Origin of the sequence: Streptomyces sp. NPDC012510 (assembly GCF_042955065.1) — a bacterium.
Taxonomy (GTDB): domain Bacteria; phylum Actinomycetota; class Actinomycetes; order Streptomycetales; family Streptomycetaceae; genus Streptomyces.
Genome location: NZ_JBIBEN010000003.1, coordinates 336,458 through 356,328 on the forward strand (window position 1 = coordinate 336,458; position 19,871 = coordinate 356,328).

A 19,871-nucleotide genomic window follows, 5' to 3' on the forward strand; every position below is an offset into this window, starting at 1 on the left:
GCACTTCCACGGACCTCGACGCGCCCACCCACCTCACCCTTCCCATCAGAAGAGGAAGTACCGCTGCGCCATGGGCAGTTCCGCTGCCGGCGCCGCCTCCACCAACTCCCCGTCGATGTGCACGGCGAAGCTGTCGGGGTCGATCCGCACCTCGGGCCGCGCGTCGTTCTCCCGCATGTCCGCCTTGGTGACTCCCCGCGTCGACTCGATCGCGACGAACCGTTTTCCCAGCGAGAGCCGTTCCGGCAGCCCGTCCTCGATGGCGAGCGGTGCCACGAAGTTGAACGAGTTGGAGGCGGGCGCCCGCCCGATGGCGCCGTACATGGGACGCGGGAGGATCGGCTGCGGCGTGGGGATGGAGGCGTTGGCGTCGCCCATCTGCGCGTACGCGATCTGCCCGCCCTTGATCACCAGATGCGGCTTGACCCCGAAGAACGCAGGTTCCCACACCACGAGGTCGGCGAGCTTGCCGCTCTCGACGGACCCGATCTCCCGGGCGAGCCCCTGCGCGAGCGCGGGGTTGATTGTGTATTTGGCGACATAACGACGTACACGTCGGTTGTCCGCACGCCCGTCACCGGGGAGCGCTCCCCGCCGCCGCTTCATCACATGGGCCGTCTGCCAGGTCCGCAGGATCACCTCGCCGACACGGCCCATGGCCTGGGAGTCGGACGAGATGATCGAGATGGCGCCGAGGTCGTGGAGGATGTCCTCGGCCCCGATGGTCGACGGACGGATACGGGACTCGGCGAACGCCAGATCCTCCGGCACGGCCGCGTTCAGGTGGTGGCAGACCATCAACATGTCGAGGTGTTCCTCGGCGGTGTTGACGGTGTAGGGCCGGGTCGGGTTGGTGGAGCTGGGCAGGACGTGCGGCTCGGAGACCACGGTCATGATGTCGGGCGCGTGCCCGCCGCCCGCACCCTCCGTGTGGTACGCGTGGATGCCGCGTCCGGCGATCGCGGCGAGCGTGTCGCCGACGAACCCGGCCTCGTTCAGCGTGTCCGTGTGGATGGCGACCTGGATGCCGGTCAGGTCGGCGACCGTCAGGGAGGCGTCGATGACGGCCGGGGTTGACCCCCAGTCCTCGTGCAGCTTCAGGCCGAGCGCCCCGCCCCGGATCTGGGACAGCATGGCCTCGTGCGAGACGGTGTTGCCCTTCCCCAGGAATCCGATGTTGAGCGGGTACTGCTCCATCGCCTCCAGCATCCGGGCGAGGTGCCACGGCCCCGGCGTCACCGTCGTGGCCTTCGAACCTTCGGCCGGCCCCGTACCGCCACCGACCAGCGTGGTGATACCCGACGACAGTGCCTCGTCGGCGATCTGCGGGCAGATGAAGTGGACGTGGGCGTCGATGGCACCGGCGGTGACGATCCGGCCGTTGCCCGCGATGACCTCCGTCTCGGGGCCGATGACCAGATCGGGGTGGACCCCGTCCATGGTGTCGGGGTTGCCGGCCTTCCCGATGCCGGTGATCCGACCGTCACGGATACCGATGTCGGCCTTGACGATGCCCCAGTGGTCGATGATCACCGCGCCGGTGATGACCGTGTCCGGGGTGCCGTCCGCACGCGTGGCACGCGACTGGCCCATGGATTCACGGATGACCTTGCCACCACCGAACACGGCCTCGTCACCGGCGAGCCCGGGTCCGCCGGAACGATCCTCCTCGATCTCGACGAGCAGATCGGTGTCGGCGAGCCGGATGCGGTCACCGGTGGTGGGGCCGAACAGGTCGGCGTACGCGGCACGCGAGATCTCAGGCATCGAGAGCACCTCCGGTCTCCCCGCGCAGTCCGGGCACGACACGGGCGCCGCTGAGCGGAACGAGTTCTACGTCGACGGGGATCCCGGGCTCGAAACGCACGGCGGTGCCGGCGGCGACGTTCAGCCGCTTGCCCCGCGCGGCGGCGCGGTCGAACTGCAGGCCGGGATTGGCCTCGGCGAAGTGGTAGTGGGAACCGACCTGGACCGGCCGGTCGGCGGCGTTGAGGACGGTCAGCCGGGTGACCACACGGCCCTCGTTGTACACGATCGGGTCCTCGGCGAAGAGGATCTCTCCGGGAATCATCGAGGCCCTCTCAGACGATCGGATCGTGGACGGTGACGAGCTTGGTGCCGTCCGGGAAGGTCGCCTCGACCTGGACGTCGTGGATCATCTCGGGGATGCCCTCCATGACGTCGTCCCGGGTGAGCAGCTTTCGTCCGGACGCCATGAGTTCGGCCACCGTACGGCCGTCCCGGGCGCCTTCGAGAATGTGCGCGGTGATGAGCGCGACGGCCTCCGGGTGGTTCAGCTTCAGCCCGCGGGCCCGGCGCTTCTCCGCCACGTCTGCCGCCACATGGATCAGCAGCCTCTCCTGCTCGTGCGGGGTCAGTTGCACGGCGTCCACCTCACATCCTCGCTCCGGACCGTGCGGGGTCCGGTTGCCGCGACCACCGGGCGAAATCGCTGGTGGCGTGGCCGCAGGCTAATTGGGCGGCGTTTCAGCGACGTTAACCGGACCGTGATCGGACACGCGTCGATCCGCTGCCGCCCGGTTCGTGGTCGCCCGGTCCGCGGAGGCCCAGTCCGACGCGGAGGCCCAGTCCGCGGAGGCCCGGTCTGCCCTGCCCGGTCCGCGCGGTCTGCACGGTCTGCACGGTCTGCACGGTCCGCGGCCGCCCCCTTCCCGACGCTCACTCCCGGGCGTCGGGGCCATCCATGCTCATCAGCGCCTTCACACCCAGCTCGACCACCTGGATCGGCACATCACCGAAGAGCGCGTACTGGACCGCGAACCCCTGGGCGAGCGCGACCATCGTCCGCGCGACGCTGACAGCGGGGATGTCGGCCCGCGTCATCCCGGCGTCCTGGTAAGCCTCGACGATCTCGATCCAGGGCTTGCGGACCTTGGCGAATCCGCCGTCGAGGATGGCGTGCAGCTCGGGACTGCGCCGTACTGGTGGGGGTCACCGCCACCGCGATCGCGGACAGCTGGCTGGGCGTGCTCGACGGGAACTGGTGGGCCGAGGCGGGCGTGCTGAGCCTCGCGACCCTGGCCGTCGGCGCCACCGCGGCCGGATTCGCGGCGCTGCTCGGCACGGCGGGAATCGGCCTGGGCGCCCTGTTGATCGTCCTGCTCGGCAACCCCTTCGCGGGCGCCTCCACGGCACCGCCGCTGCTCCCCGAACCGGTGGGCACCCTCGGCGGACTGCTGCCGCCGAGTGCCGGGGCGACCCTCCTGCACTCGGTGTCCTTCTTCGACGGTGCCGCCGCCCTCGCCCCGACCCTCGTCCTGACCGCTTGGGTTACCTTCGGCCTGGCAGCCGTCCTTCTGGGTGACCTGCTCAAGCGCCGCACCCGGCCCATCGGGCGGACCGCCCCGGCGCCGAACCGGACCCGGCTCGCTGACCGACCCGTACCGCCCCTGGCCCAGCCACACAGACCGGCCGTGTGCCCCCGCCGTAGCGTACGGGGGCACACGGCCTCCGGTCGCTGCGGCCCCGAGGCTCCGGCTCGCTGCGACCCTGAGGCTCCGGCTCGCTGCGGCCCTGGGGCTCCGGGCTCCGGCCCCCGAAACGCCACCCCTCGAAACCCCTACGGTCCCCCTACGAAGCCCCCGGTCCCCGATGCTCCGCCGCGATACCGAACCGCTGCTGCCCCCTCGGCACCGATCCGGCCTCGCGGACGCTGGAGACCGCGCTGATCACCGGCTCCTCCGCGGGTTCCTGGAGGGCTTCGAGCTGCTCCAGATCGGCGGCCGACACCAGGGCGACGAGGGGCTTTCCATGCCGCGTCACGACCACGCGCTCGCCGCCGTAGACCACGCGGTTGATCAGTTCGGCGAGCTCAGCCCTGGCTTGCGTCACGGGAATCTCGTAGGCCATGCAGTCCAGCTTAGACCGGGTGTCCCGCACCGTTCCTCGCCAGTGAGCAGGGGGGGTCCTGGACACATACCTGTTCACTGCGGACATCCCGAACGGTGTCGGCGTCCTGGTTGCCCGCGTAGTCACCGCGTCCGGCGTCGCCATCAACTGATCCCATCGCCCCAGCCCGCCCACAACGGCGCCCCGGACCACTCGGCCAGGGGGCCGTTTCGCTCTCGGCGTGGACTCCTTCCCCGCCACCCGTACGTACTGTACGTTCTGTACAGAACCAATTTCAGAGGAGGCGCGCCCATGCCCGCGAACCGACCGTCGGCCCGCCATGTGCTGCCCCAGTTCACCGAGCGCACTGGTGCGGGTCACCGCACTACGGATCCGTACTCGAAGCTGCTGGAAGAGCGAATCGTGTTCCTCGGAACACAGATCGACGACACGTCGGCGAACGATGTCATGGCCCAGTTCATGCACCTCGAGTACCAGGCACCGGACCGGGACATCTCGCTGTACATCAACTCGCCCGGCGGCTCGTTCAACGCGATGACTGCGCTCTACGACACGATCCGGTTCGTCACCTGCGATGTGGAGACGATCTGCCTGGGACAGGCAGGGTCGTCCGCCGCGGTGCTGCTCGCGGCGGGCACGCCGGGCAAGCGGTTCGTGCTGCCGGGGGCGCGCGTGCTGATCCACCAGCCGGCGCTGACCGATCCGGTCGAGGGCCAGGCGAGCGATCTGGCGATCCAGGCGGAGGAGTTGATGCGCAACCGCCGGAGCCTGGAGGAGATGCTCGTACGGCACACGGGGCAGACTCCGGAGCGGATCAGCGCCGATATCGAACGGCACATGTTCCTCGACGCCAAGGCGGCGGTGGAGTACGGGCTGGCCGATCGGGTGATCCCGAGCCGCAGGTCCTCGGACACGCTCCCGGCAGCGAGGTGAGGCGTCGATGCTCCCACCCGAACTGCCGCCGCTGCCCGCGCTCACCCGCGCCGAGGCGGAGCTGATCGACCGTTATCTCGACGTGGTCGACCTGCTCGGCCGCATCAACCCCGCCCGTCCCGGTGACACCTATCGCGGGTTGCGGGCGGCGCAGGCACTCGTCACCAAGGCGACCGCCCTGCGCGACGCACTCGAACTGATGCACAGGCGCGGTGAGAACGAGGTGCACGCCCCGACCCTCGCACGGGCGCTGCGGGTCCTGGACGGCGAGCGACGGGCGGCCCGCGTCGCACTGCCGCCGGAGCCGGAGGACTCACCCGCCTGAACCAGGCCGGGCTCGCCGCCTGAACCGATCACGGGTCGGTCGCCGTACTACTGACGGGGCGTCCGGCCCGGGTTCGGCGCCCTCCGGACGGCCTACCACGATCAACCCATCGGCCCATACGTCGGGAGGACCTGTGAAGTTGCGCAACATGCCTGACGAACGGCCGGAGTATGTCGTTCCGGTGCTGGTGCGGGCCTCCTCGACCCTGTGGACACAACAGCCGAAAACGGCCTGTCCACCCGAACGGGTGAGTGGTGAGTAAGACCACAAATCCCCGGTTCCGTTGGGATTTTCGGACTTCCGTGCGTCAAGATCCCTTCCTGACGACAAGCCCCCGCCACAGCGGCGGGGCGATCCGGGTGGACGCCGAGTCCTGCCGCCGCCCGGATGACCGGTCGACAGGAGTGCATCGGCAGGAGTGGAGGACCCAAGCACGACGGGTCGCCGGAACGGTCAAGCCATGACCGCACCGAGCAGCCCTTGGGGTGAAGCCGCGTCAGCGGCCGGGCAACTTCGCCAGCCCGAATCCGACAGGTCATCCTTCACAGGCGGCTGACGAAGGGTTGCGCATGACTGCGCTGAATCGTGTCCCGTCGCTGTTGACCCGGGCCGGCACGGCCTCGGCTCTCACCATCGCCGCCGTGGGCGGCAGCATCGTGGTCCCGGGCGTCGCAGCCGACGCCGAGGCCGCCACGGTGGCGTCGAAGGCACTCAAGGTCGCGGCTTCCAAGAAGGGCTCCCCGTACAAGTACGGCGCCACGGGCCCGGGCAGGTTCGACTGCTCAGGGCTGACGCTCTACTCGTTCAAGAAGGCGGGCAAGAAGCTGCCCCGTACTGCTCAGCAGCAGTACAACAAGACGAAGCACATCTCCGCGGGCAACCGCAAGCTCGGAGACCTCGTCTTCTTCCACTCGGGATCGAGCGTGTACCACGTCGGTATCTATGCCGGGAAGGGAAAGATCTGGCACTCGCCGAAGACGGGTGACGTCGTCCGGCTGCAGAAGATCTGGACGAAGAGCGTCTGGTACGGCCGGGTCCGCTGACCCACACGGGGGGCGGCGGTTCTCACGGCCGCCCCCCGGCCGCTTCTCACCCCCCGGCCGCTTCTCAACCCCTCCGGCCGCTTTCTCGACCACCCCCCGGGCCGCTCTTCGGCGCCCCTCCCCGCAGGCGTGCCACGGGCCGAACTGGTTACTCGTTCAGCCATGGCCGATGAACGCACCCGCCTCGCGCGCAACGAGACCCCCCTCGAACGAGCCGACCGCAACTTCTCCGAGTTGCTCCAGGAATTGCGGGTCACCCAGACCGGGGTGCAGATCCTCTTCGCGTTCCTGCTGACACTGGCCTTCACACCCCGATTCCCGGACCTGGACTCCTTCCAGCGCGCTACCTATGTCAGCACCCTGCTGCTGGCGGTCCTCGCGGCGGCGCTCTTCACCGCACCGGCCGCCCTGCACCGCCTGCTCTTCCAGCAGAACGCCAAGCCCCTCATCGTGCGGGTCTCCTCCCGGCTGGCCACCGCGGGCCTGGCGGTGCTGATGCCGGCCTTCGCCGGGTCGGTCATGCTCGTCGTCGATGTGACACTCAGCCGGACGGCCGGGATCACGACCGGGGTCGGCACGTTCCTCGGGTGTCTGCTTCTGTGGGTCGTGCTCCCGAAGCTGGTGGGACGCTCCGACCGCAACCGCGGCGCGGCAGGCTCGGCGCCCCGTCAGGACGAGGCGGTCCCCGTGGGCACGGGCCGGGATTCCGTCACGGCTCCTGCGGACCACCTGCCCTGACCGGCTGGGAGGAGACCGTCCACGGCAGGTCGATCGCCACCGTCTTGCCGCCTTCCCGGGTGGGTCTGACGCTCAGCCTGCCGCCGCACTCGGCGGTCAGCCAGCGGATGATGACCATGCCCCGGCCGTTGTCCTGCTGGACGGCGGCGGGCAGGCGTTTCGGAAAGCGTGGATGACTGTCGGTGACACCGATGCGCAGGTGCTCGTCCCGGTCGAGGGCGATGTCCACGGTGAAGGTGGGCGACTGACCGAGCGTGTGCTGGACGGCGTTGGTGGCGAGTTCGGACACGATCAGGCGCACGGTGTCCGCCATGTCCGTGTCGCCCGGCAGGCCCCATTCGGCCAGCACGGTGGCGACGTATTTCCGGGCAACGGACACCGAGGCGGGATCGCTCGGCAGAGTGACGGATGCTTCCTGGTGATCTGCCATGGCGAGGCGTCCCTTTCCCACGGGACCGGTGTCCGACAGGGAGCGGATGGTTCGACTACGGTCCCGGACTGGTGCTTCGCGCCAGACTGCCACTACCTGGGGTGTCACGGGTGGCGATCCACCAAGATATGCATATATCTGTCGCTCGAAGCGGTGAACTCTCCGACGGCCGAGCGTATTCGGGTGGGGTCTTCGTCCATCCTCTGTCGTCACCCCGACGTCGCGCGCCGGGCGGAAGGAGAACCCATGCGGTACGGTCCGGCGGTGCGCCGCCGCAAACTCGGTGCCGAGTTGCGTGTCCTGCGCACCCGTTCGAGTCTCACCAGTATCGAGGCGGCCCATCTCGTGGGCTGGCACCAGTCGAAGGTGAGCCGGATCGAGACGGGCGCCAGCGGGGTCAGAGCCGGGGACGTACGCAAGCTACTGGACGCGTACGGGGTCGAGGACACCGACTTACGGGAGGTGCTGCTGGCGCTGGCGGGCTCCGAGGACGGCGGTGGGCGGCACAACTGGTGGCACGCGTACCGGGGTGTACTGCCACCGACGTACCGCGACTTCATCAGCCTGGAGTCACAGGCCAGCGGGATGCGGACGCTGGAGACCTCGGTGGTGCCAGGACTTCTGCAGATCCCGGAGTACGCGCGGGCGGTGACGCGGGCCGCGGTGGAGGGGCTGGAAGACGACAAACTCGACGCGCTCGTGGAAGTGCGGCTCGCGCGACAGGAAGTGCTGCGCGGGGAACCGCCGATGGAGCTGAGCGCCGTGCTCGACGAGGGCGTTCTCCGGCGCGAGGTGGGCGGCCCCGAGACCATGGCCCGGCAACTGGACCGTCTGGTCGAGGCGGCACGGCTGCCTCAGGTGCGACTACAGGTACTGCCGTTCACTGCGGGGGCACACATCGGCATCACCGGTCCTTTCGTAATTTTCTCATTTCGGAGCACATCAGATCTGGACGTGGTTGTTCTCGACCACTTGACGAGTAGCCTCTACCTCGAACGGAAAGAAGACCTCAAGGCTTATGTCGAGGCCTTCAACACCCTTCAGATCCACGCCCTTTCACCCGAGGACTCGTTGGATTACATCGCCGGGCTCGCTGCCGGCGCGTAAGGAGGCACCATGCCTGCACCGCCTCGGAACGTACCCACCAGTACCGAACTGCGCGGAGTGCGCTGGCTGCGCAGCAGCCGCAGCACGGGAATGAACAACTGCGTGGAAACGGCCCGTCCCGGGTCCGGCCGCTGGGCCGGACTTGTGGCCGTGCGCGACTCGAAGAACACGGCGGGCCCCGCCCTGTTGTTCGACCCCGAAGCCTGGGAGGGATTCATCACCACGCTTCGGTGACCGTCACCGACAGCGCCCGTGCTTCCGCTTACGGCGATGTTCGGCCATGACGCCGACTCACGGTCGCGTATCGCCGATGATCCCCACGGCTCGGTCGATCTGCCCCTGAGTGAGATCCGCGCGGGCGGTCAACCGCAGCCTGGAAACGCCGTCGGGGACGGACGGTGGGCGGAAACAGCCGACGGCGAGACCCGCCGCACGGCAGTCCGCCGCCCACCGCACCGCCCGATCCGCAGACGGCGCCCGTACCGACACCACGGCGGCGTCGGGCCGCACCGCTTCATGGCCCGACGCCGTCAGCCGTGTGTGCAGTTCCCCGGCCACCTCACGGGCCCGCGCGGCACGCTCCGGCTCACGCCGCAGCAGCCGGAGCGCGGCCAACGCCGCACCGGTCGCGGCCGGGGCGAGACCCGTGTCGAAGATGAACGTCCGAGCCGCGTTGACCAGATGGTCGATGACCCGCGCCGGGCCGAGGACGGCACCGCCCTGGCTGCCCAGCGACTTCGACAGCGTGACCGTCACGACGACGTCGGGGGCGCCCGCGAGGCCCGCCGCGTGCGGTGCGCCCCGCCCCCCGTCGCCGAGGACACCGAGCCCGTGGGCGTCGTCCAGGACGAGGCCCGCGCCGTACTCCCGGCAGGCGGCGGCCAGCCGGCCCAGCGGGGCGGCGTCGCCGTCGACGGAGAAGACCGTGTCGGAGACGGCGACGGCGGGCCCCGGGCGCGTGCTCAGCGCCTTCCGGACGGCTTCCGGGTCCGCGTGGGCCACGACCTGGGTGGTGCCGCGCGCGAGTCGGCAGCCGTCGATGAGGGAAGCGTGGTTGCCCGCGTCCGAGACGACCAGGGAGCCGTGCGGCGCGAGCGCGGTGACGGCGGCCAGGTTGGCGGCGTAGCCGGAGGAGAAGACCAGGGCGGCCTCGAAGCCGCAGAAGTCGGCCAGTTCCCGCTCCAGTTCGCCGTGGAGCTCGGTGGTGCCGGTGACGAGCCGGGAGCCCGTGGCCCCGCCGCCCCACCGGCGCGCGGCCTCGGCGGCGCCCTCGGTGATCTCGGGGTGGCGGGCCAGCCCGAGGTAGTCGTTGCTCGCGAGGTCGAGCAGCGGCGAGTCGGCGGGACGGGGGCGCAGGGTCCGTACGAGCCCGGCCCGGCGGCGCGCCGACGCCTGCTCGTCGATCCAGCCGAACGCCATGGGTCCTCCGGGGGTGGTGTGGGCAGTCCGCGGCGCCGGGGTCGTCGTGGACGGACCCGCGGGCGGGGGCTTTTGTAGGCAGTGCACAGACACTAGTCCGACGACCAGCCGCCCACGATGTGGCAATACCCACACGTCGAACCGACTCTGTTGTCCGAAGCCTCCTTGGCCGGGAGCGGTCCCGTAGGACAGGATCGGCTCTCATGGACCTGCTGAACACGCTGGTGGACAAGGGGCTGCGGCGCGAGCCGCTGAGCCGTGCCGAGGCACTCGCCGTCCTCGGTACCTCAGACGAGGAGCTGTTGGACGTGGTGGCCGCGGCCGGAAAGGTGCGCCGGCACTGGTTCGGGCGCCGGGTGAAGCTGAACTATCTGGTCAACCTCAAGTCCGGCCTCTGCCCGGAGGACTGCTCCTACTGCTCCCAGCGGCTCGGCTCGACCGCCGGCATCCTCAAGTACACCTGGCTCAAGCCCGACGAGGCCTCCGAGGCGGCGGCGGCCGGGCTCGCCGGGGGCGCCAAGCGGGTCTGTCTGGTGGCGTCCGGGCGTGGCCCCACGGACCGGGACGTCGACCGGGTCTCCGACACCATCAAGGCGATCAAGGACCAGAACGAGGGCGTCGAGGTGTGCGCCTGTCTCGGTCTGCTCTCCGACGGCCAGGCCGAACGTCTGCGCGAGGCGGGCGCGGACGCCTACAACCACAACCTCAACACGTCGGAGGCGACGTACGGCGAGATCACCTCGACGCACACGTACGCCGACCGTGTCGACACCGTGCAGAAGGCGCACGCGGCGGGCCTGTCGGCCTGTTCCGGGCTGATCGCGGGCATGGGTGAGAGCGACGAGGACCTGGTCGACGTCGTCTTCGCGTTGCGCGAACTCGACCCGGACTCGGTGCCGGTCAACTTCCTGATCCCGTTCGAGGGAACCCCGCTCGCCAAGGAGTGGAACCTCACGCCCCAGCGGTGCCTGAGGATCCTCGCCATGGTGCGTTTCGTCTGCCCGGACATCGAGGTGCGGATCGCGGGCGGCCGTGAGGTCCATCTGCGCACGATGCAGCCGCTCGCCCTGCATCTGGCCAACTCGATCTTCCTGGGCGACTACCTGACCAGCGAGGGCCAGGCGGGCAAGGCCGACCTGGAGATGATCGCCGACGCCGGGTTCGAGGTGGAGGGCGCGGACCAGGTGACGCTGCCGGAGCACCGCGTCGGCGGCTGCGGGACTCAGGAAGGCGCCGAGTGCGGGTCGCACGAGAGTTCGGGCGCGGTCGGGGGCTGCGGGTCGCACGCGGGCGCGGGCTGCGGGTCGCACGCGGGGGGCGGTGTCTGCGGTTCCGCCGGCGAGGTCCCGGCGGGCGAGGCACGTACGGACCTCGTCGCCGTACGTCGTCGGGGGGCCGGAACGGATCTCGCGCCCAATGCCTGAGCCGCTCCACCCGACCGTGCCCGAGCTGCTGGAACTCGACCGGAGGCATGTGTGGCACCCGTACGGGCCCATGCCGGGCCGGCAGGAACCGCTCGTCGTGGAGTCGGCGAGCGGGGTCAGGCTGAGGCTCGCGGACGGCTCGGGCGAGCTGGTCGACGGCATGTCGTCCTGGTGGTCGGCCATCCACGGCTACAACCACCCGGTGCTCAACGAGGCCGCACGCGAGCAGCTGGAGCGGATGAGCCACGTCATGTTCGGCGGGCTCACCCATGAGCCCGCCGTACGCCTGGCGAAGCATCTTGTCGACATGTCGCCCGAGGGGCTGGAGCATGTCTTCCTCGCCGACTCGGGCTCGGTCTCCGTCGAGGTCGCGGTCAAGATGTGTCTGCAGTACTGGCGCTCCCTCGGCCGCCCCGACAAGCGGCGCCTGCTGACCTGGCGCGGCGGCTACCACGGCGACACCTGGCAGCCGATGTCCGTGTGCGACCCCGAGGGCGGGATGCACGAGCTGTGGCAGGGCGTCCTGCCCCGGCAGGTGTTCGTGGACGCGCCGCCGGCCGGCTACGAGGAGTCGTACGCCGATCGGCTCCGCTCGGCGATCGAGCGGCACGCGGACGAACTGGCCGCCGTGATCGTGGAGCCGGTGGTGCAGGGCGCGGGCGGGATGCGGTTCCACTCCCCCGCCTATCTGCGGGTGCTGCGCGAGGCGTGCGACGCGCATGACGTACTGCTGGTGTTCGACGAGATCGCGACCGGGTTCGGGCGCACCGGAGCGCTGTTCGCGGCGGACCACGCGGCGGTGACGCCGGACGTGATGTGTGTGGGCAAGGCCCTGACCGGCGGGTATCTGACGATGGCGGCGGCCCTGTGCACCGCCCGCGTGGCCGACGGCATCTCACGGGGCGAGGTGCCGGTCCTCGCGCACGGGCCCACCTTCATGGGCAACCCGCTCGCCGCCGCCGTCGCCTGCGCCTCGATCGAGCTGCTGTTGGGCCAGGACTGGCTCGCGGAGGTCAAGCGGATCGAGACGGGACTGCGGGAGGGTCTGGCACCGGCGCGCGAGGTGCCGGGGGTGACGGACGTCCGTGTCCTCGGCGCGATCGGTGTCGTCCAGCTCGACCACGCGGTGGACATGCGGGCGGCCACGGCGGCCGCCGTGCGCGAGGGCGTGTGGCTGCGGCCGTTCCGCGATCTCGTCTACACGATGCCGCCGTACGTCACGGGCGACGAGGACGTGGCGCGGATCGCGCGCGCGGTGTGCGCGGCGGCGACGGCGGGATGAAGGAATGACGGAATGACGGAAGAGGGTGGCATGACGGTCCTGGTGATCACGGGGACGGGCACGGAGGTCGGCAAGACGGTCACCACGGCGGCCGTCGCGGCGGTGGCCGTGGCATCCGGTCGTTCCGTGGCCGTCCTCAAGCCCGCGCAGACCGGCGTACGGCCGGACGAGCGCGGCGACGCGGACGAGGTGGCCCGCCTCGCGGGCGCCGTGACCGCCCGCGAACTCGCCCGTTACCCCGAGCCGTTGGCCCCCGCGACCGCCGCCCGCCGCTCGGGTCTGCCCCCCGTGCGCCCGGAGGAGGTCGCCGAGGCCGCGGCCAAGCTGGCCGTCGAACACGACCTGGTGCTGGTCGAGGGCGCGGGCGGCCTGCTCGTACGGTTCGACGAGGCGGGCGGCACCCTCGCGGACACGGCCGGGCTCCTGGGCGCCCCGGTGCTCCTGGTGGCCTCCGCCGGGCTCGGCACCCTCAACACGACCGAGCTGACCGCCCGCGAATTGGGCTCGCGCGAACTGGAGTTGGCGGGAGTGGTGATCGGTAGCTGGCCCGACGCCCCCGACCTGGCGTCCCGTTGCAATCTCGCGGACCTGCCGGTCGTGGCCGGGGTCCCGCTGCTGGGCGCGGTACCAGCGGGGGCGGGAGCCCTGGAGCCCGCCGAGTTCCGCGCACGGGCGGCGAGTTGGCTGGCTCCGCGCCTGGGCGGCGCGTGGGACGGCGAGGCGTTCACGGCATGGGCGACGGCCCCCAAGGGTTAGGGCCCCGGGCGACCGGCCGCGGCAATGGTGCGGGCGCGAGCGCGTCCCTTCGTGTTACGTTCGGCGCGCTGTGCGTCGCTACGACCCGAGGAGGTGAGACCGATCAACGCTGTGACAGGTCGGGGCTCCCTCTCTCGCACGGTCCGGGGAGTGCCCGCGTAAGGCATTCCGAAAGGCTTCCACGCCATGCGTTTCACTTCCGACACGTCGTCGTCCGACGGTGTCTGCGAACAGCTCTTCGTCCTCGATCCGGTTCTCGGTGTGCTGTGGACGCCGGAAGGGGCCACCGGTCCCCGTCCTCTTGTCCTGATGGGGCACGGCGGCGGTCAGCACAAGAAGGCTCCCGGCATCGTGGCGCGGGCGCGTCGCCTCGCGGTCGAGTGCGGGTTCGCGGTGGTGGCGGTTGATGTGCCCGGCCACGGCGACCGGCCGAAGGACGAGGAGTTCGACCGGCTCGCGACCGAGAACCAGGCTCGCGCGGAGGCAGGGGAGGAACTGGCTCCGCTGATCGCCGGCTTCCAGGCGCTCGTGGCCCGTCGGACGGTGCCGGAGTGGCGAGCGGTCCTGGACGCTGTCCAGCGGCTGGAGCACGTCGGTACCGGTCCGGTGGGCTACTGGGGTGTCTCGCTCGGCTGTGGTCTCGGCGTACCGTTCGTCGCCGCCGAACCCCGGGTCCGCGCGGCGGTGCTGGGCCTGGGTGGGGCGTTGGCCTCGGCCGAGGACGCGGCGCGGATCACCGTCCCGATCGAGTTCCTGCTGCAGTGGGACGACGAACGCGTGCCCCGTGCCCAGGGCCTGGCCCTGTTCGACGCGTTCGCCTCGGCCGAGAAGTCCCTGCACGCCAACCCGGGCAAGCACGCCGAGATGCCGGCGTTCGAACTCGACAGCACCGTACGGTTCTTCGCCCGGCACCTGAGCTGAGGCACGGCGCGTTCCTCCAGCCGCTCTCCCCGCCCGGCTCAGCCTCCGCCGTTCTCCCCCAGCAACCGCACCAGCTCGATCCTCGACCGGATACCCAACCGGGCGAAGACCCCGCGCAGATGGTGGTCGATGGTGCGTGGGCTGAGCAGCAGTCGGGCGGCGATCTCCCGGTTGGTGGCGCCCTCGGCGGCCATCCGGGCGATCATCAGTTGCTGGGCGGTGAGGCGGGCGGCGAGGTCGTCGGCCGGGGAGCGGGACTCGGCCCGCTCCCCCAACGCGCGTAGTTCGGCCCGGGCCTGGGCCGCGCACTGCGGTGAGCCGAAGTGGTCGAAGGCCTCCAGGGCGCTGTGGAGGCGGTCGCGGGCCTCGGTGCGGTTGCGGAGCCGGCGCAGGGCGCTGCCGAAGAGGAGTTCCGTGCGTGCGCGTTCGAAGTCGCGGGCGCCGGAGGCGTGCAGGTCGAGGGCCGTGCGGTAGTGCTCGACGGCCTCCGGCCCGGTGGCGAGCAGGGCGCGGCAGCGGGCGCTGAGCGCGAGGTCGTCGGCGCTGCGGACGGTGCGGGCCCAGCGGTCGTAGTCGGCGTGCGCGGCGCGGGCCACGCGGGTGTCACCGGTGCGGACGGCCGCCTCGACGTAGTGCGGGGTGGCGAGGTGGCGGACGGCCCGGTGCCCGTGGCCCGGGCCGAAGCCGGCGAGGGCGCGGAGGCGGGCGGCCGAGGCGGCGTAGCGGCCGGTGCTGAGGTCGAGGAAGGCGAGGGCGAACATGGCGAGTGCGGCGGGCAGTCCGAGGCCGCGTTCCAGGGCGTGGGCGCGGGCGGACTCGGCGCGCTCCCGGCAGAGCCGCTCGTCACCGGTGACGGCCGCGAACATCGCGAGGGCGGCCTGGAGATGGCAGGCCCCGTTGTCCTGCCCGGTGGCGTACGCCTGGCGCAGGGCCTCCACGGCGGCGGCCTCGGCCGCCTTGGGGCGCCCGGTCCAGAACTCGGCGTACGCCCGGAACTCCATGGCCTGAGGCACGGTCACCGTCTCGCCGCGGGCGCGCGCGGAGGCGGCGGCGCGGGCGGTTGCGGTGAAGGCGCGGGTGTGGTCGCCGAGGAGCAGGGCGGCGATCCCGGAGTGGATGAGCTGGGTGGGGTCGCCGCCGGGGCCGCAGCGTCCGGCGGCGGCTTCGAGGACGTCGCGGGCGTCGTCGTACCGGCCCTCGAACGCGGCGGCCAGTGCGCCGAGGGTGCTCGGCGGCAGGATGCCCAAGGCATCGGCGACGGCGGCGGCCTCCCGGCAGCGGCGCAGATCGCCGGTGTAGATGGCGGCCTCGGTGGCTCGTGCCAGCAGATGGGCGGCGGTGTCCGAGGAGTGGTCGCCGACGTGCCGGACCGCAGCGGTGAGCAGGGCGTCGAAGGATTCGGCGGCGTTGCCGGCGCGGAGGGCGAGGAGACCGCCGAGGGCGTCGTCGTCGGTGGCGGCGACGAGGCGGCGGGCCCGGTCGCCGTCGCCCGAATGCCATGCCTCGGCGGCTGCGTGGGCGAGCAGGGGCCTGCGTTCGGCCGGTTCGGGGGTGAGCGCGGCGGCGCGTTCGGCGAGGGCGGAGGCGAGGGCGGGATCGCCGATGGCACGTGCCACCCGTGCCGCGAGACGGAGTTCGGCGGCGAGGCGGCGGCTGGGTCCGAGGGCGGCGGCGGCCCGGTGCCAGGAGCGGCCGGGTCTCTCGCCCTCGCCGCTCAGGACGGCGGCGAGGAGGCGGTGGGCCTCGCGCCGGTCGGCCGTGGAGGCGGACTCGTACACGGCGATCCGTGTCCAGGGGTCGCGGAAGACGATGCCCTGGGCCGTGGTGTGTGCGAGGCCGGCCGCCTCCGCCGTGTCGAGGGGGCGGGTGTCGAGCCGGGCCGCCGTGACGGCCCGCGCGTAGGCACGGGTCTCGACCGGGTGCTGGTCGGCGGCGGCGAGGAGCAGCAGGAACCGGGCGTCGTCGGGCAGGGCCCGTACGTCCCGGCGGTGGGCCCGCAGGAGTGCGGGGGCCAGTGCCAGGGGGTCGGCGGGGAGCGGGTCGAGGCCGCTGAGCTGGCGTGGGGTCAGGGCGGCGGCGAGTTCCGCGGCGGCCCGTGGGTCGCCGTGGGCGGCGTGCAGCAGGCGTACGCGCACGCCTTCGGACGGCGTGGGCGCGGCGGCCGACGCTGTGTTCGGGCTCGACCACACGTTCATGGGGGGCGGTGGCGAGCGATGCGGAAGTTGTGGGGGGTTCACCGGAGTCACCACGCCCATCACGTTACTGGCGGGTTAACCGGCCAGTAAAGACCGGCGATTTCACCGATGCGGCGCGCGTAGACCCGCCCTGACACTCCTGGCAACCCCACCCGTATCAGGAGGCTCCATGCATCGCCGCATGCGCCGTACCGCCACGGCCCTCGCGACCGTGGCCACCACGCTCCTTCTGTCGCTCTCCTTCTCCGCGACCTCCGCTCAGGCCGCGACCCGCAACCCCGTCGTGTTCGTCCACGGTCTGAGCAGTTCCTCCAGCACTTGGAACGACTGGATCGCGTACTTCAAGGCGGACGGCTACTCGTCCTCGGAGCTGTACTCCTGGTCCTACGACTGGGGCCAGTCCAACGCCACGACGGCGGCCCAGCTCAAGACCAAGATCGACAGCGTGCGCGCCGCGACGGGCGCGTCGAAGGTCGACGTGGTCGTCCACTCGATGGGGGCGCTGAGCTCGCGTTACTACCTCAAGAACCTCGGCGGGACGTCGTACGTGGACGACTTCGTCTCGACGGCCGGGGTGAACCACGGGACGACTGTCGCCGGTTGGTGCCGGTGGCTCTACACCTCCTGTTCCGAGATGTACACCGGCAGCTCGTTCCTGACCGCGCTCAACTCCGGTGACGAGACACCGGGCAGCGTGTCGTACGCCAGCTACTGGTCGAACTGCGACGACGCGCTCACCCCGGACACCTCCGCGATCCTCAGCGGCGCGACGAACGTCGAGGTCGGCTGTGTCGCGCACAACGAGATGAACAACGACGAGCGCATCTACGAGCAGGTCCGGGCCTTCATCGCCTGATCCGGCACCGGGCCCGGCGCCTTCACAGCTCACCCGTCGCACAGCCGTTCCCCACGGCCGTGCGACGGGTGAGCCGGTGCTTCCGGGGGGACAATCGCGGTATCTGCCGCCCTCCTCGGGAGGTCCTCATGGCCCGTGCCGCCAAGGACGCCGTGCACCACCCCGTCTTCGCCCGGTTCTACGCCAAGCTGAGCGTGTCGGCGGAGCCGAGGATCGGGCCCGTGCGCGACGAACTGCTCGCCGGGCTCTCCGGGCGGGTCATCGAGGTCGGCGCCGGCAACGGCCTGAACTTCGCGCGCTACCCGAGCACGGTCGCGGAGGTGGTGGCGATCGAACCGGAGCGTTCCCTGCGGCAGTTGGCGCGGGATTCCGCCCTGCGCGCCGAGGTGCCCGTGGACGTGGTGCCCGGCGCGGCGGAGGCGCTGCCGGTCAAGAGCGAGGCGTTCGACGCCGCCGTCGTGTCGTTGGTGCTGTGCAGCGTGCGGGATGTCGGGCGGGCGCTGAGCGAGGTGCGGCGGGTGCTGCGTCCCGGCGGTGAGCTGCGGTTCTTCGAGCACGGCCGGGGCGGCGGCAGCGCCATGCGGACGGCCCAGCGGGCCCTGGACCGTACGGTGTGGCCGCTGCTGTTCGGGGGCTGCCACGTGTCCCGCGATCCGGTGGGCGCGATCCGGGCCGCCGGGTTCGAGGTCGAGGAGGTCCGGGAGCTGCTGATGCCCGAGACGGGGCCCCGCCTGCCCACTTCCTACTGCGTGGTGGGCCGTGCCCTGCGTCCCGGACCGGGAGACGCCGGGAACTAAGGGCCCCACCTGGACGACGGCTGGTTCACAGGCTCCACTGGCGCAGCTCCCGGGTGATGTCGTGCACGTCGGCCTCCCCGCTCTTGACCAGTTTGGCCAGTTCGCGCACCTGCTCGGCGGTGGTGACGACCTTGACGCCGCTGGCTACGAGGTAGCCGTAGGCGACGGCTGAGGCGAAGAGCGCGTTGGAGCGCTCCAGGGCCGGGACATGCATGAGGAGGTGAAGCAGGGACGCGGCCCGGGCCTGCGGGGAGTCGTAGACGGGGACGCCGAATATCTCGGCCTCATGGCGGGCGACGGCCGCGACAAGGGCTCCCCAGTCGGTGACCTGGGGATCTCCGGGCGTCTTCCGTTCGGCGACCATCAGGAGCCAGGCGAGGTCGATTCTGAGCTGACTCAAGGTCTCAGTGACGTCCCTCGCGGCGGCCTTCGAGATCGGCGCCGAACTCCTCGGCGAAGACCGCCTCGTACTGCCTCATGAAGTCGGCGGCCGACTCGACGAAGGTGTGGCCCGCTTCGCCGGTGTCCTGCCTGACCAGTTCCTCGATGTACCGGTTCACACTCATCCCGCGCTCCAGGGCTCGTTCCCGGGCGGCCCGGGCCGTGCCCTCGTCCACCCGTACGTTCAGCTGGGTCTTGGCCATGAGTCGACGCTAGCGCCGGAGTGCTAGCAGCGGCAAGGGCGCCTTCTTCTCGTACCACCCCTTGAGGGGGCAGGAAACGCGTGCCCCTTACATCGATATCGGGAACCCGACCTGCGGCGGAGACGGCCTCGGACCTCGGGGGGATTTCGGGTGTGTGCTGGATCACACTAGGATCGCGCGAGAACGCCCGGAATTCGAACTGGTTCGAACCTGGAGGCCGTTTTGTCCACTGCTGCCGCTGAGCACACCCCGGGCCACGCGGAAGCCGACGGCGTCGCCGCCCGCGCCCGGGGCCTGACCAAGGCGTACGGCTCGGGCGAGACGACGGTGCTCGCCCTCGACTCGGTCGACGTGGACATCGCGCGCGGCCGCTTCACCGCCGTCATGGGCCCCTCGGGCTCGGGCAAGTCCACGTTGATGCACTGTCTGGCGGGGCTCGACACGGTGTCTGCCGGCCAGGTCTGGCTCGGGGACACCGAGATCACCGGGCTCAGGGAGCGCGATCTGACCAGGCTGCGCAGGGACCGGATCGGCTTCATGTTCCAGTCCTTCAACCTGGTTCCCACCCTGAACGCGGCCGAGAACATCACTCTGCCGATGGACATCGCGGGCAAGAAGCCCGACGAGAAGTGGCTGAACCAGGTCATCGACACGCTCGGACTGCGCGACCGGCTGAGGCACCGGCCCTCCCAGCTCTCCGGCGGCCAGCAGCAGCGTGTCGCCTGCGCCCGCGCACTCGCCTCCCGCCCCGAGCTGATCTTCGCCGACGAGCCGACCGGCAACCTCGACTCCCGGGCCGGGCTCGAAGTCCTGGGCTTCCTCCGGGAGGCCGTCGATCAGTTGGGCCAGACAGTCGTCATGGTCACCCACGACCCCGGCGCCGCGGCCCACTCCGACCTGGTGCTCTTCCTGGCCGACGGACGGATCGTGGACCGCATGGAACGCCCCACGGCCGACGCCGTGCTGGAGCGCATGAAGCGCTTCGACACGATCCGGGCGACCTTCGACGGGGAGGGCGCGGCCGGTGACGTCCCCGCGGCCGGCCCCCGCGTACGGACAGCCGGGCCCGACGTACGGACGAATGACCCCGACGTACGGACAGCCGGGCCCGCCGACCTCGACAAGGACTGA

23 protein-coding genes, 1 pseudogene and 1 riboswitch are annotated in these 19,871 nt (G+C 71.1%); of the genes and pseudogenes, 14 read left to right on the plus strand and 10 right to left on the minus strand.

The window, feature by feature from the left end:
- Positions 1-45 precede the first annotated feature (45 nt).
- From ACFY9I_RS06920 to ACFY9I_RS06935, 4 genes are all read right to left on the minus strand, one after another.
- Positions 46-1,767, minus strand: a complete 1,722-nt coding sequence (locus ACFY9I_RS06920) for an urease subunit alpha (RefSeq protein ID WP_390997653.1) — start codon at positions 1,765-1,767, stop codon at positions 46-48.
- Complete coding sequence (locus ACFY9I_RS06925) at positions 1,760-2,071, minus strand: urease subunit beta (RefSeq protein ID WP_390997656.1); 312 nt, start codon at positions 2,069-2,071, stop codon at positions 1,760-1,762. The genes ACFY9I_RS06920 and ACFY9I_RS06925 overlap by 8 nt, the downstream gene beginning before the upstream one ends.
- A 10-nt stretch (positions 2,072-2,081) precedes the next feature.
- Positions 2,082-2,384, minus strand: a complete 303-nt coding sequence (locus ACFY9I_RS06930) for an urease subunit gamma (protein WP_048819736.1) — start codon at positions 2,382-2,384, stop codon at positions 2,082-2,084.
- 295 nt (positions 2,385-2,679) lie between these two features.
- Positions 2,680-2,844, minus strand: a complete 165-nt coding sequence (locus ACFY9I_RS06935; protein WP_390997658.1) for a hypothetical protein — start codon at positions 2,842-2,844, stop codon at positions 2,680-2,682.
- Between the two features lie 65 nt (positions 2,845-2,909).
- On the opposite strand from ACFY9I_RS06935, the pseudogene ACFY9I_RS06940 reads away from it, so the two are divergent.
- Positions 2,910-3,374: pseudogene (locus ACFY9I_RS06940) on the plus strand (ABC transporter permease); the annotation flags it as partial.
- 217 nt (positions 3,375-3,591) lie between these two features.
- Here ACFY9I_RS06940 and ACFY9I_RS06945 read toward each other — a convergent pair.
- Positions 3,592-3,870, minus strand: coding sequence for a type II toxin-antitoxin system prevent-host-death family antitoxin (locus tag ACFY9I_RS06945; RefSeq protein ID WP_390997661.1), 279 nt, complete (start codon positions 3,868-3,870; stop codon positions 3,592-3,594).
- Between the two features lie 291 nt (positions 3,871-4,161).
- Here ACFY9I_RS06945 and ACFY9I_RS06950 point away from each other — a divergent pair, with 291 nt between their 5' ends.
- From ACFY9I_RS06950 to ACFY9I_RS06965, 4 genes are all read left to right on the plus strand, one after another.
- Positions 4,162-4,803, plus strand: coding sequence for an ATP-dependent Clp protease proteolytic subunit (locus ACFY9I_RS06950; protein WP_390997663.1), 642 nt, complete (start codon positions 4,162-4,164; stop codon positions 4,801-4,803).
- A 7-nt stretch (positions 4,804-4,810) separates the two neighbouring features.
- Positions 4,811-5,128 (plus strand): hypothetical protein, encoded by a 318-nt coding sequence (locus ACFY9I_RS06955; RefSeq protein WP_390997665.1) that lies wholly within the window; start codon positions 4,811-4,813, stop codon positions 5,126-5,128.
- Between the two features lie 354 nt (positions 5,129-5,482).
- A riboswitch (cyclic di-AMP (ydaO/yuaA leader) is annotated at positions 5,483-5,694 on the plus strand.
- A gap of 3 nt (positions 5,695-5,697) precedes the next feature.
- A complete protein-coding gene (locus ACFY9I_RS06960; protein WP_390997668.1) occupies positions 5,698-6,171 on the plus strand; it encodes an NlpC/P60 family protein in 474 nt (157 codons plus the stop codon).
- 162 nt (positions 6,172-6,333) lie between these two features.
- Complete coding sequence (locus tag ACFY9I_RS06965; RefSeq protein WP_390997670.1) at positions 6,334-6,909, plus strand: DUF6328 family protein; 576 nt, start codon at positions 6,334-6,336, stop codon at positions 6,907-6,909.
- Here the strand turns inward: ACFY9I_RS06965 and ACFY9I_RS06970 are convergent.
- Positions 6,881-7,339: an ATP-binding protein gene (locus ACFY9I_RS06970; protein ID WP_390997672.1), complete on the minus strand. Its 459-nt coding sequence runs from the start codon at positions 7,337-7,339 to the stop codon at positions 6,881-6,883. The genes ACFY9I_RS06965 and ACFY9I_RS06970 overlap by 29 nt on opposite strands.
- A 246-nt stretch (positions 7,340-7,585) precedes the next feature.
- On the opposite strand from ACFY9I_RS06970, the gene ACFY9I_RS06975 reads away from it, so the two are divergent.
- Both ACFY9I_RS06975 and ACFY9I_RS06980 read left to right on the plus strand, forming a co-directional pair.
- Positions 7,586-8,446 carry a Scr1 family TA system antitoxin-like transcriptional regulator gene (locus ACFY9I_RS06975; RefSeq protein WP_390997675.1) on the plus strand — a complete coding sequence of 287 codons (861 nt, stop codon included), beginning with the start codon at positions 7,586-7,588 and terminating at the stop codon, positions 8,444-8,446.
- 9 nt (positions 8,447-8,455) lie between these two features.
- A complete protein-coding gene (locus ACFY9I_RS06980) occupies positions 8,456-8,680 on the plus strand; it encodes a DUF397 domain-containing protein (RefSeq protein WP_390997678.1) in 225 nt (74 codons plus the stop codon).
- 57 nt (positions 8,681-8,737) lie between these two features.
- Here ACFY9I_RS06980 and ACFY9I_RS06985 read toward each other — a convergent pair whose 3' ends face one another.
- The gene (locus tag ACFY9I_RS06985) at positions 8,738-9,865 is read right to left on the minus strand and encodes an aminotransferase class I/II-fold pyridoxal phosphate-dependent enzyme (protein ID WP_390997680.1); all 1,128 of its coding nucleotides are present in this window, start codon (positions 9,863-9,865) and stop codon (positions 8,738-8,740) included.
- Between the two features lie 203 nt (positions 9,866-10,068).
- Here ACFY9I_RS06985 and bioB point away from each other — a divergent pair, with 203 nt between their 5' ends.
- The 4 genes from bioB to ACFY9I_RS07005 all read left to right on the plus strand — a co-directional run bounded on the left by bioB (position 10,069) and on the right by ACFY9I_RS07005 (position 14,248).
- Positions 10,069-11,289 carry a biotin synthase BioB gene (gene bioB / locus ACFY9I_RS06990; RefSeq protein WP_390997682.1) on the plus strand — a complete coding sequence of 407 codons (1,221 nt, stop codon included), beginning with the start codon at positions 10,069-10,071 and terminating at the stop codon, positions 11,287-11,289.
- Positions 11,282-12,571 carry an adenosylmethionine--8-amino-7-oxononanoate transaminase gene (locus ACFY9I_RS06995; RefSeq protein ID WP_390997685.1) on the plus strand — a complete coding sequence of 430 codons (1,290 nt, stop codon included), beginning with the start codon at positions 11,282-11,284 and terminating at the stop codon, positions 12,569-12,571. The genes bioB and ACFY9I_RS06995 overlap by 8 nt, the downstream gene beginning before the upstream one ends.
- Positions 12,572-12,601: 30 nt before the next feature.
- Positions 12,602-13,327, plus strand: coding sequence for a dethiobiotin synthase (gene bioD / locus ACFY9I_RS07000; RefSeq protein WP_390998101.1), 726 nt, complete (start codon positions 12,602-12,604; stop codon positions 13,325-13,327).
- A 186-nt stretch (positions 13,328-13,513) separates the two neighbouring features.
- On the plus strand, positions 13,514-14,248 hold the full coding sequence (locus ACFY9I_RS07005; RefSeq protein ID WP_390997687.1) for a dienelactone hydrolase family protein: 735 nt from the start codon (positions 13,514-13,516) through the stop codon (positions 14,246-14,248).
- 38 nt (positions 14,249-14,286) lie between these two features.
- On the opposite strand, the gene ACFY9I_RS07010 is transcribed toward ACFY9I_RS07005, so the two are convergent.
- Positions 14,287-16,443, minus strand: coding sequence for a LuxR C-terminal-related transcriptional regulator (locus ACFY9I_RS07010; protein WP_390997690.1), 2,157 nt, complete (start codon positions 16,441-16,443; stop codon positions 14,287-14,289).
- 169 nt (positions 16,444-16,612) lie between these two features.
- Here ACFY9I_RS07010 and ACFY9I_RS07015 point away from each other — a divergent pair, with 169 nt between their 5' ends.
- On the plus strand, positions 16,613-17,299 hold the full coding sequence (locus tag ACFY9I_RS07015; RefSeq protein WP_390997693.1) for an alpha/beta fold hydrolase: 687 nt from the start codon (positions 16,613-16,615) through the stop codon (positions 17,297-17,299).
- A 128-nt stretch (positions 17,300-17,427) separates the two neighbouring features.
- Positions 17,428-18,096, plus strand: a complete 669-nt coding sequence (locus ACFY9I_RS07020; RefSeq protein WP_390997695.1) for a methyltransferase domain-containing protein — start codon at positions 17,428-17,430, stop codon at positions 18,094-18,096.
- A gap of 25 nt (positions 18,097-18,121) precedes the next feature.
- On the opposite strand, the gene ACFY9I_RS07025 is transcribed toward ACFY9I_RS07020, so the two are convergent.
- Positions 18,122-18,496 carry a fic family toxin-antitoxin system, toxin component gene (locus tag ACFY9I_RS07025; RefSeq protein WP_390997697.1) on the minus strand — a complete coding sequence of 125 codons (375 nt, stop codon included), beginning with the start codon at positions 18,494-18,496 and terminating at the stop codon, positions 18,122-18,124.
- 4 nt (positions 18,497-18,500) lie between these two features.
- A complete protein-coding gene (locus tag ACFY9I_RS07030) occupies positions 18,501-18,740 on the minus strand; it encodes a toxin-antitoxin system HicB family antitoxin (protein WP_390997699.1) in 240 nt (79 codons plus the stop codon).
- Positions 18,741-18,962: 222 nt separating this feature from the next.
- Between ACFY9I_RS07030 and ACFY9I_RS07035 the strand changes: the two genes are divergently transcribed.
- A complete protein-coding gene (locus ACFY9I_RS07035) occupies positions 18,963-19,871 on the plus strand; it encodes an ATP-binding cassette domain-containing protein (protein ID WP_390997701.1) in 909 nt (302 codons plus the stop codon).

Coding starts and splice junctions, on each gene's coding strand:
- ACFY9I_RS06975 (WP_390997675.1), top strand. CDS start 7,586: ATGCGGTACGGTCCGGCGGTGCGCCGCCGCAAACTCGGTGCCGAGTTG.
- bioB (WP_390997682.1), top strand. CDS start 10,069: ATGGACCTGCTGAACACGCTGGTGGACAAGGGGCTGCGGCGCGAGCCG.
- ACFY9I_RS07030 (WP_390997699.1), bottom strand. CDS start 18,740: ATGGCCAAGACCCAGCTGAACGTACGGGTGGACGAGGGCACGGCCCGG.
- ACFY9I_RS06920 (WP_390997653.1), bottom strand. CDS start 1,767: ATGCCTGAGATCTCGCGTGCCGCGTACGCCGACCTGTTCGGCCCCACC.
- bioD (WP_390998101.1), top strand. CDS start 12,602: ATGACGGTCCTGGTGATCACGGGGACGGGCACGGAGGTCGGCAAGACG.
- ACFY9I_RS07020 (WP_390997695.1), top strand. CDS start 17,428: ATGGCCCGTGCCGCCAAGGACGCCGTGCACCACCCCGTCTTCGCCCGG.
- ACFY9I_RS06950 (WP_390997663.1), top strand. CDS start 4,162: ATGCCCGCGAACCGACCGTCGGCCCGCCATGTGCTGCCCCAGTTCACC.
- ACFY9I_RS07015 (WP_390997693.1), top strand. CDS start 16,613: ATGCATCGCCGCATGCGCCGTACCGCCACGGCCCTCGCGACCGTGGCC.
- ACFY9I_RS06925 (WP_390997656.1), bottom strand. CDS start 2,071: ATGATTCCCGGAGAGATCCTCTTCGCCGAGGACCCGATCGTGTACAAC.
- ACFY9I_RS06960 (WP_390997668.1), top strand. CDS start 5,698: ATGACTGCGCTGAATCGTGTCCCGTCGCTGTTGACCCGGGCCGGCACG.
- ACFY9I_RS06995 (WP_390997685.1), top strand. CDS start 11,282: ATGCCTGAGCCGCTCCACCCGACCGTGCCCGAGCTGCTGGAACTCGAC.
- ACFY9I_RS06980 (WP_390997678.1), top strand. CDS start 8,456: ATGCCTGCACCGCCTCGGAACGTACCCACCAGTACCGAACTGCGCGGA.
- ACFY9I_RS06985 (WP_390997680.1), bottom strand. CDS start 9,865: ATGGCGTTCGGCTGGATCGACGAGCAGGCGTCGGCGCGCCGCCGGGCC.
- ACFY9I_RS06935 (WP_390997658.1), bottom strand. CDS start 2,844: ATGACGCGGGCCGACATCCCCGCTGTCAGCGTCGCGCGGACGATGGTC.
- ACFY9I_RS07005 (WP_390997687.1), top strand. CDS start 13,514: ATGCGTTTCACTTCCGACACGTCGTCGTCCGACGGTGTCTGCGAACAG.
- ACFY9I_RS06965 (WP_390997670.1), top strand. CDS start 6,334: ATGGCCGATGAACGCACCCGCCTCGCGCGCAACGAGACCCCCCTCGAA.
- ACFY9I_RS06970 (WP_390997672.1), bottom strand. CDS start 7,339: ATGGCAGATCACCAGGAAGCATCCGTCACTCTGCCGAGCGATCCCGCC.
- ACFY9I_RS07010 (WP_390997690.1), bottom strand. CDS start 16,443: ATGAACGTGTGGTCGAGCCCGAACACAGCGTCGGCCGCCGCGCCCACG.
- ACFY9I_RS06945 (WP_390997661.1), bottom strand. CDS start 3,870: ATGGCCTACGAGATTCCCGTGACGCAAGCCAGGGCTGAGCTCGCCGAA.
- ACFY9I_RS06955 (WP_390997665.1), top strand. CDS start 4,811: ATGCTCCCACCCGAACTGCCGCCGCTGCCCGCGCTCACCCGCGCCGAG.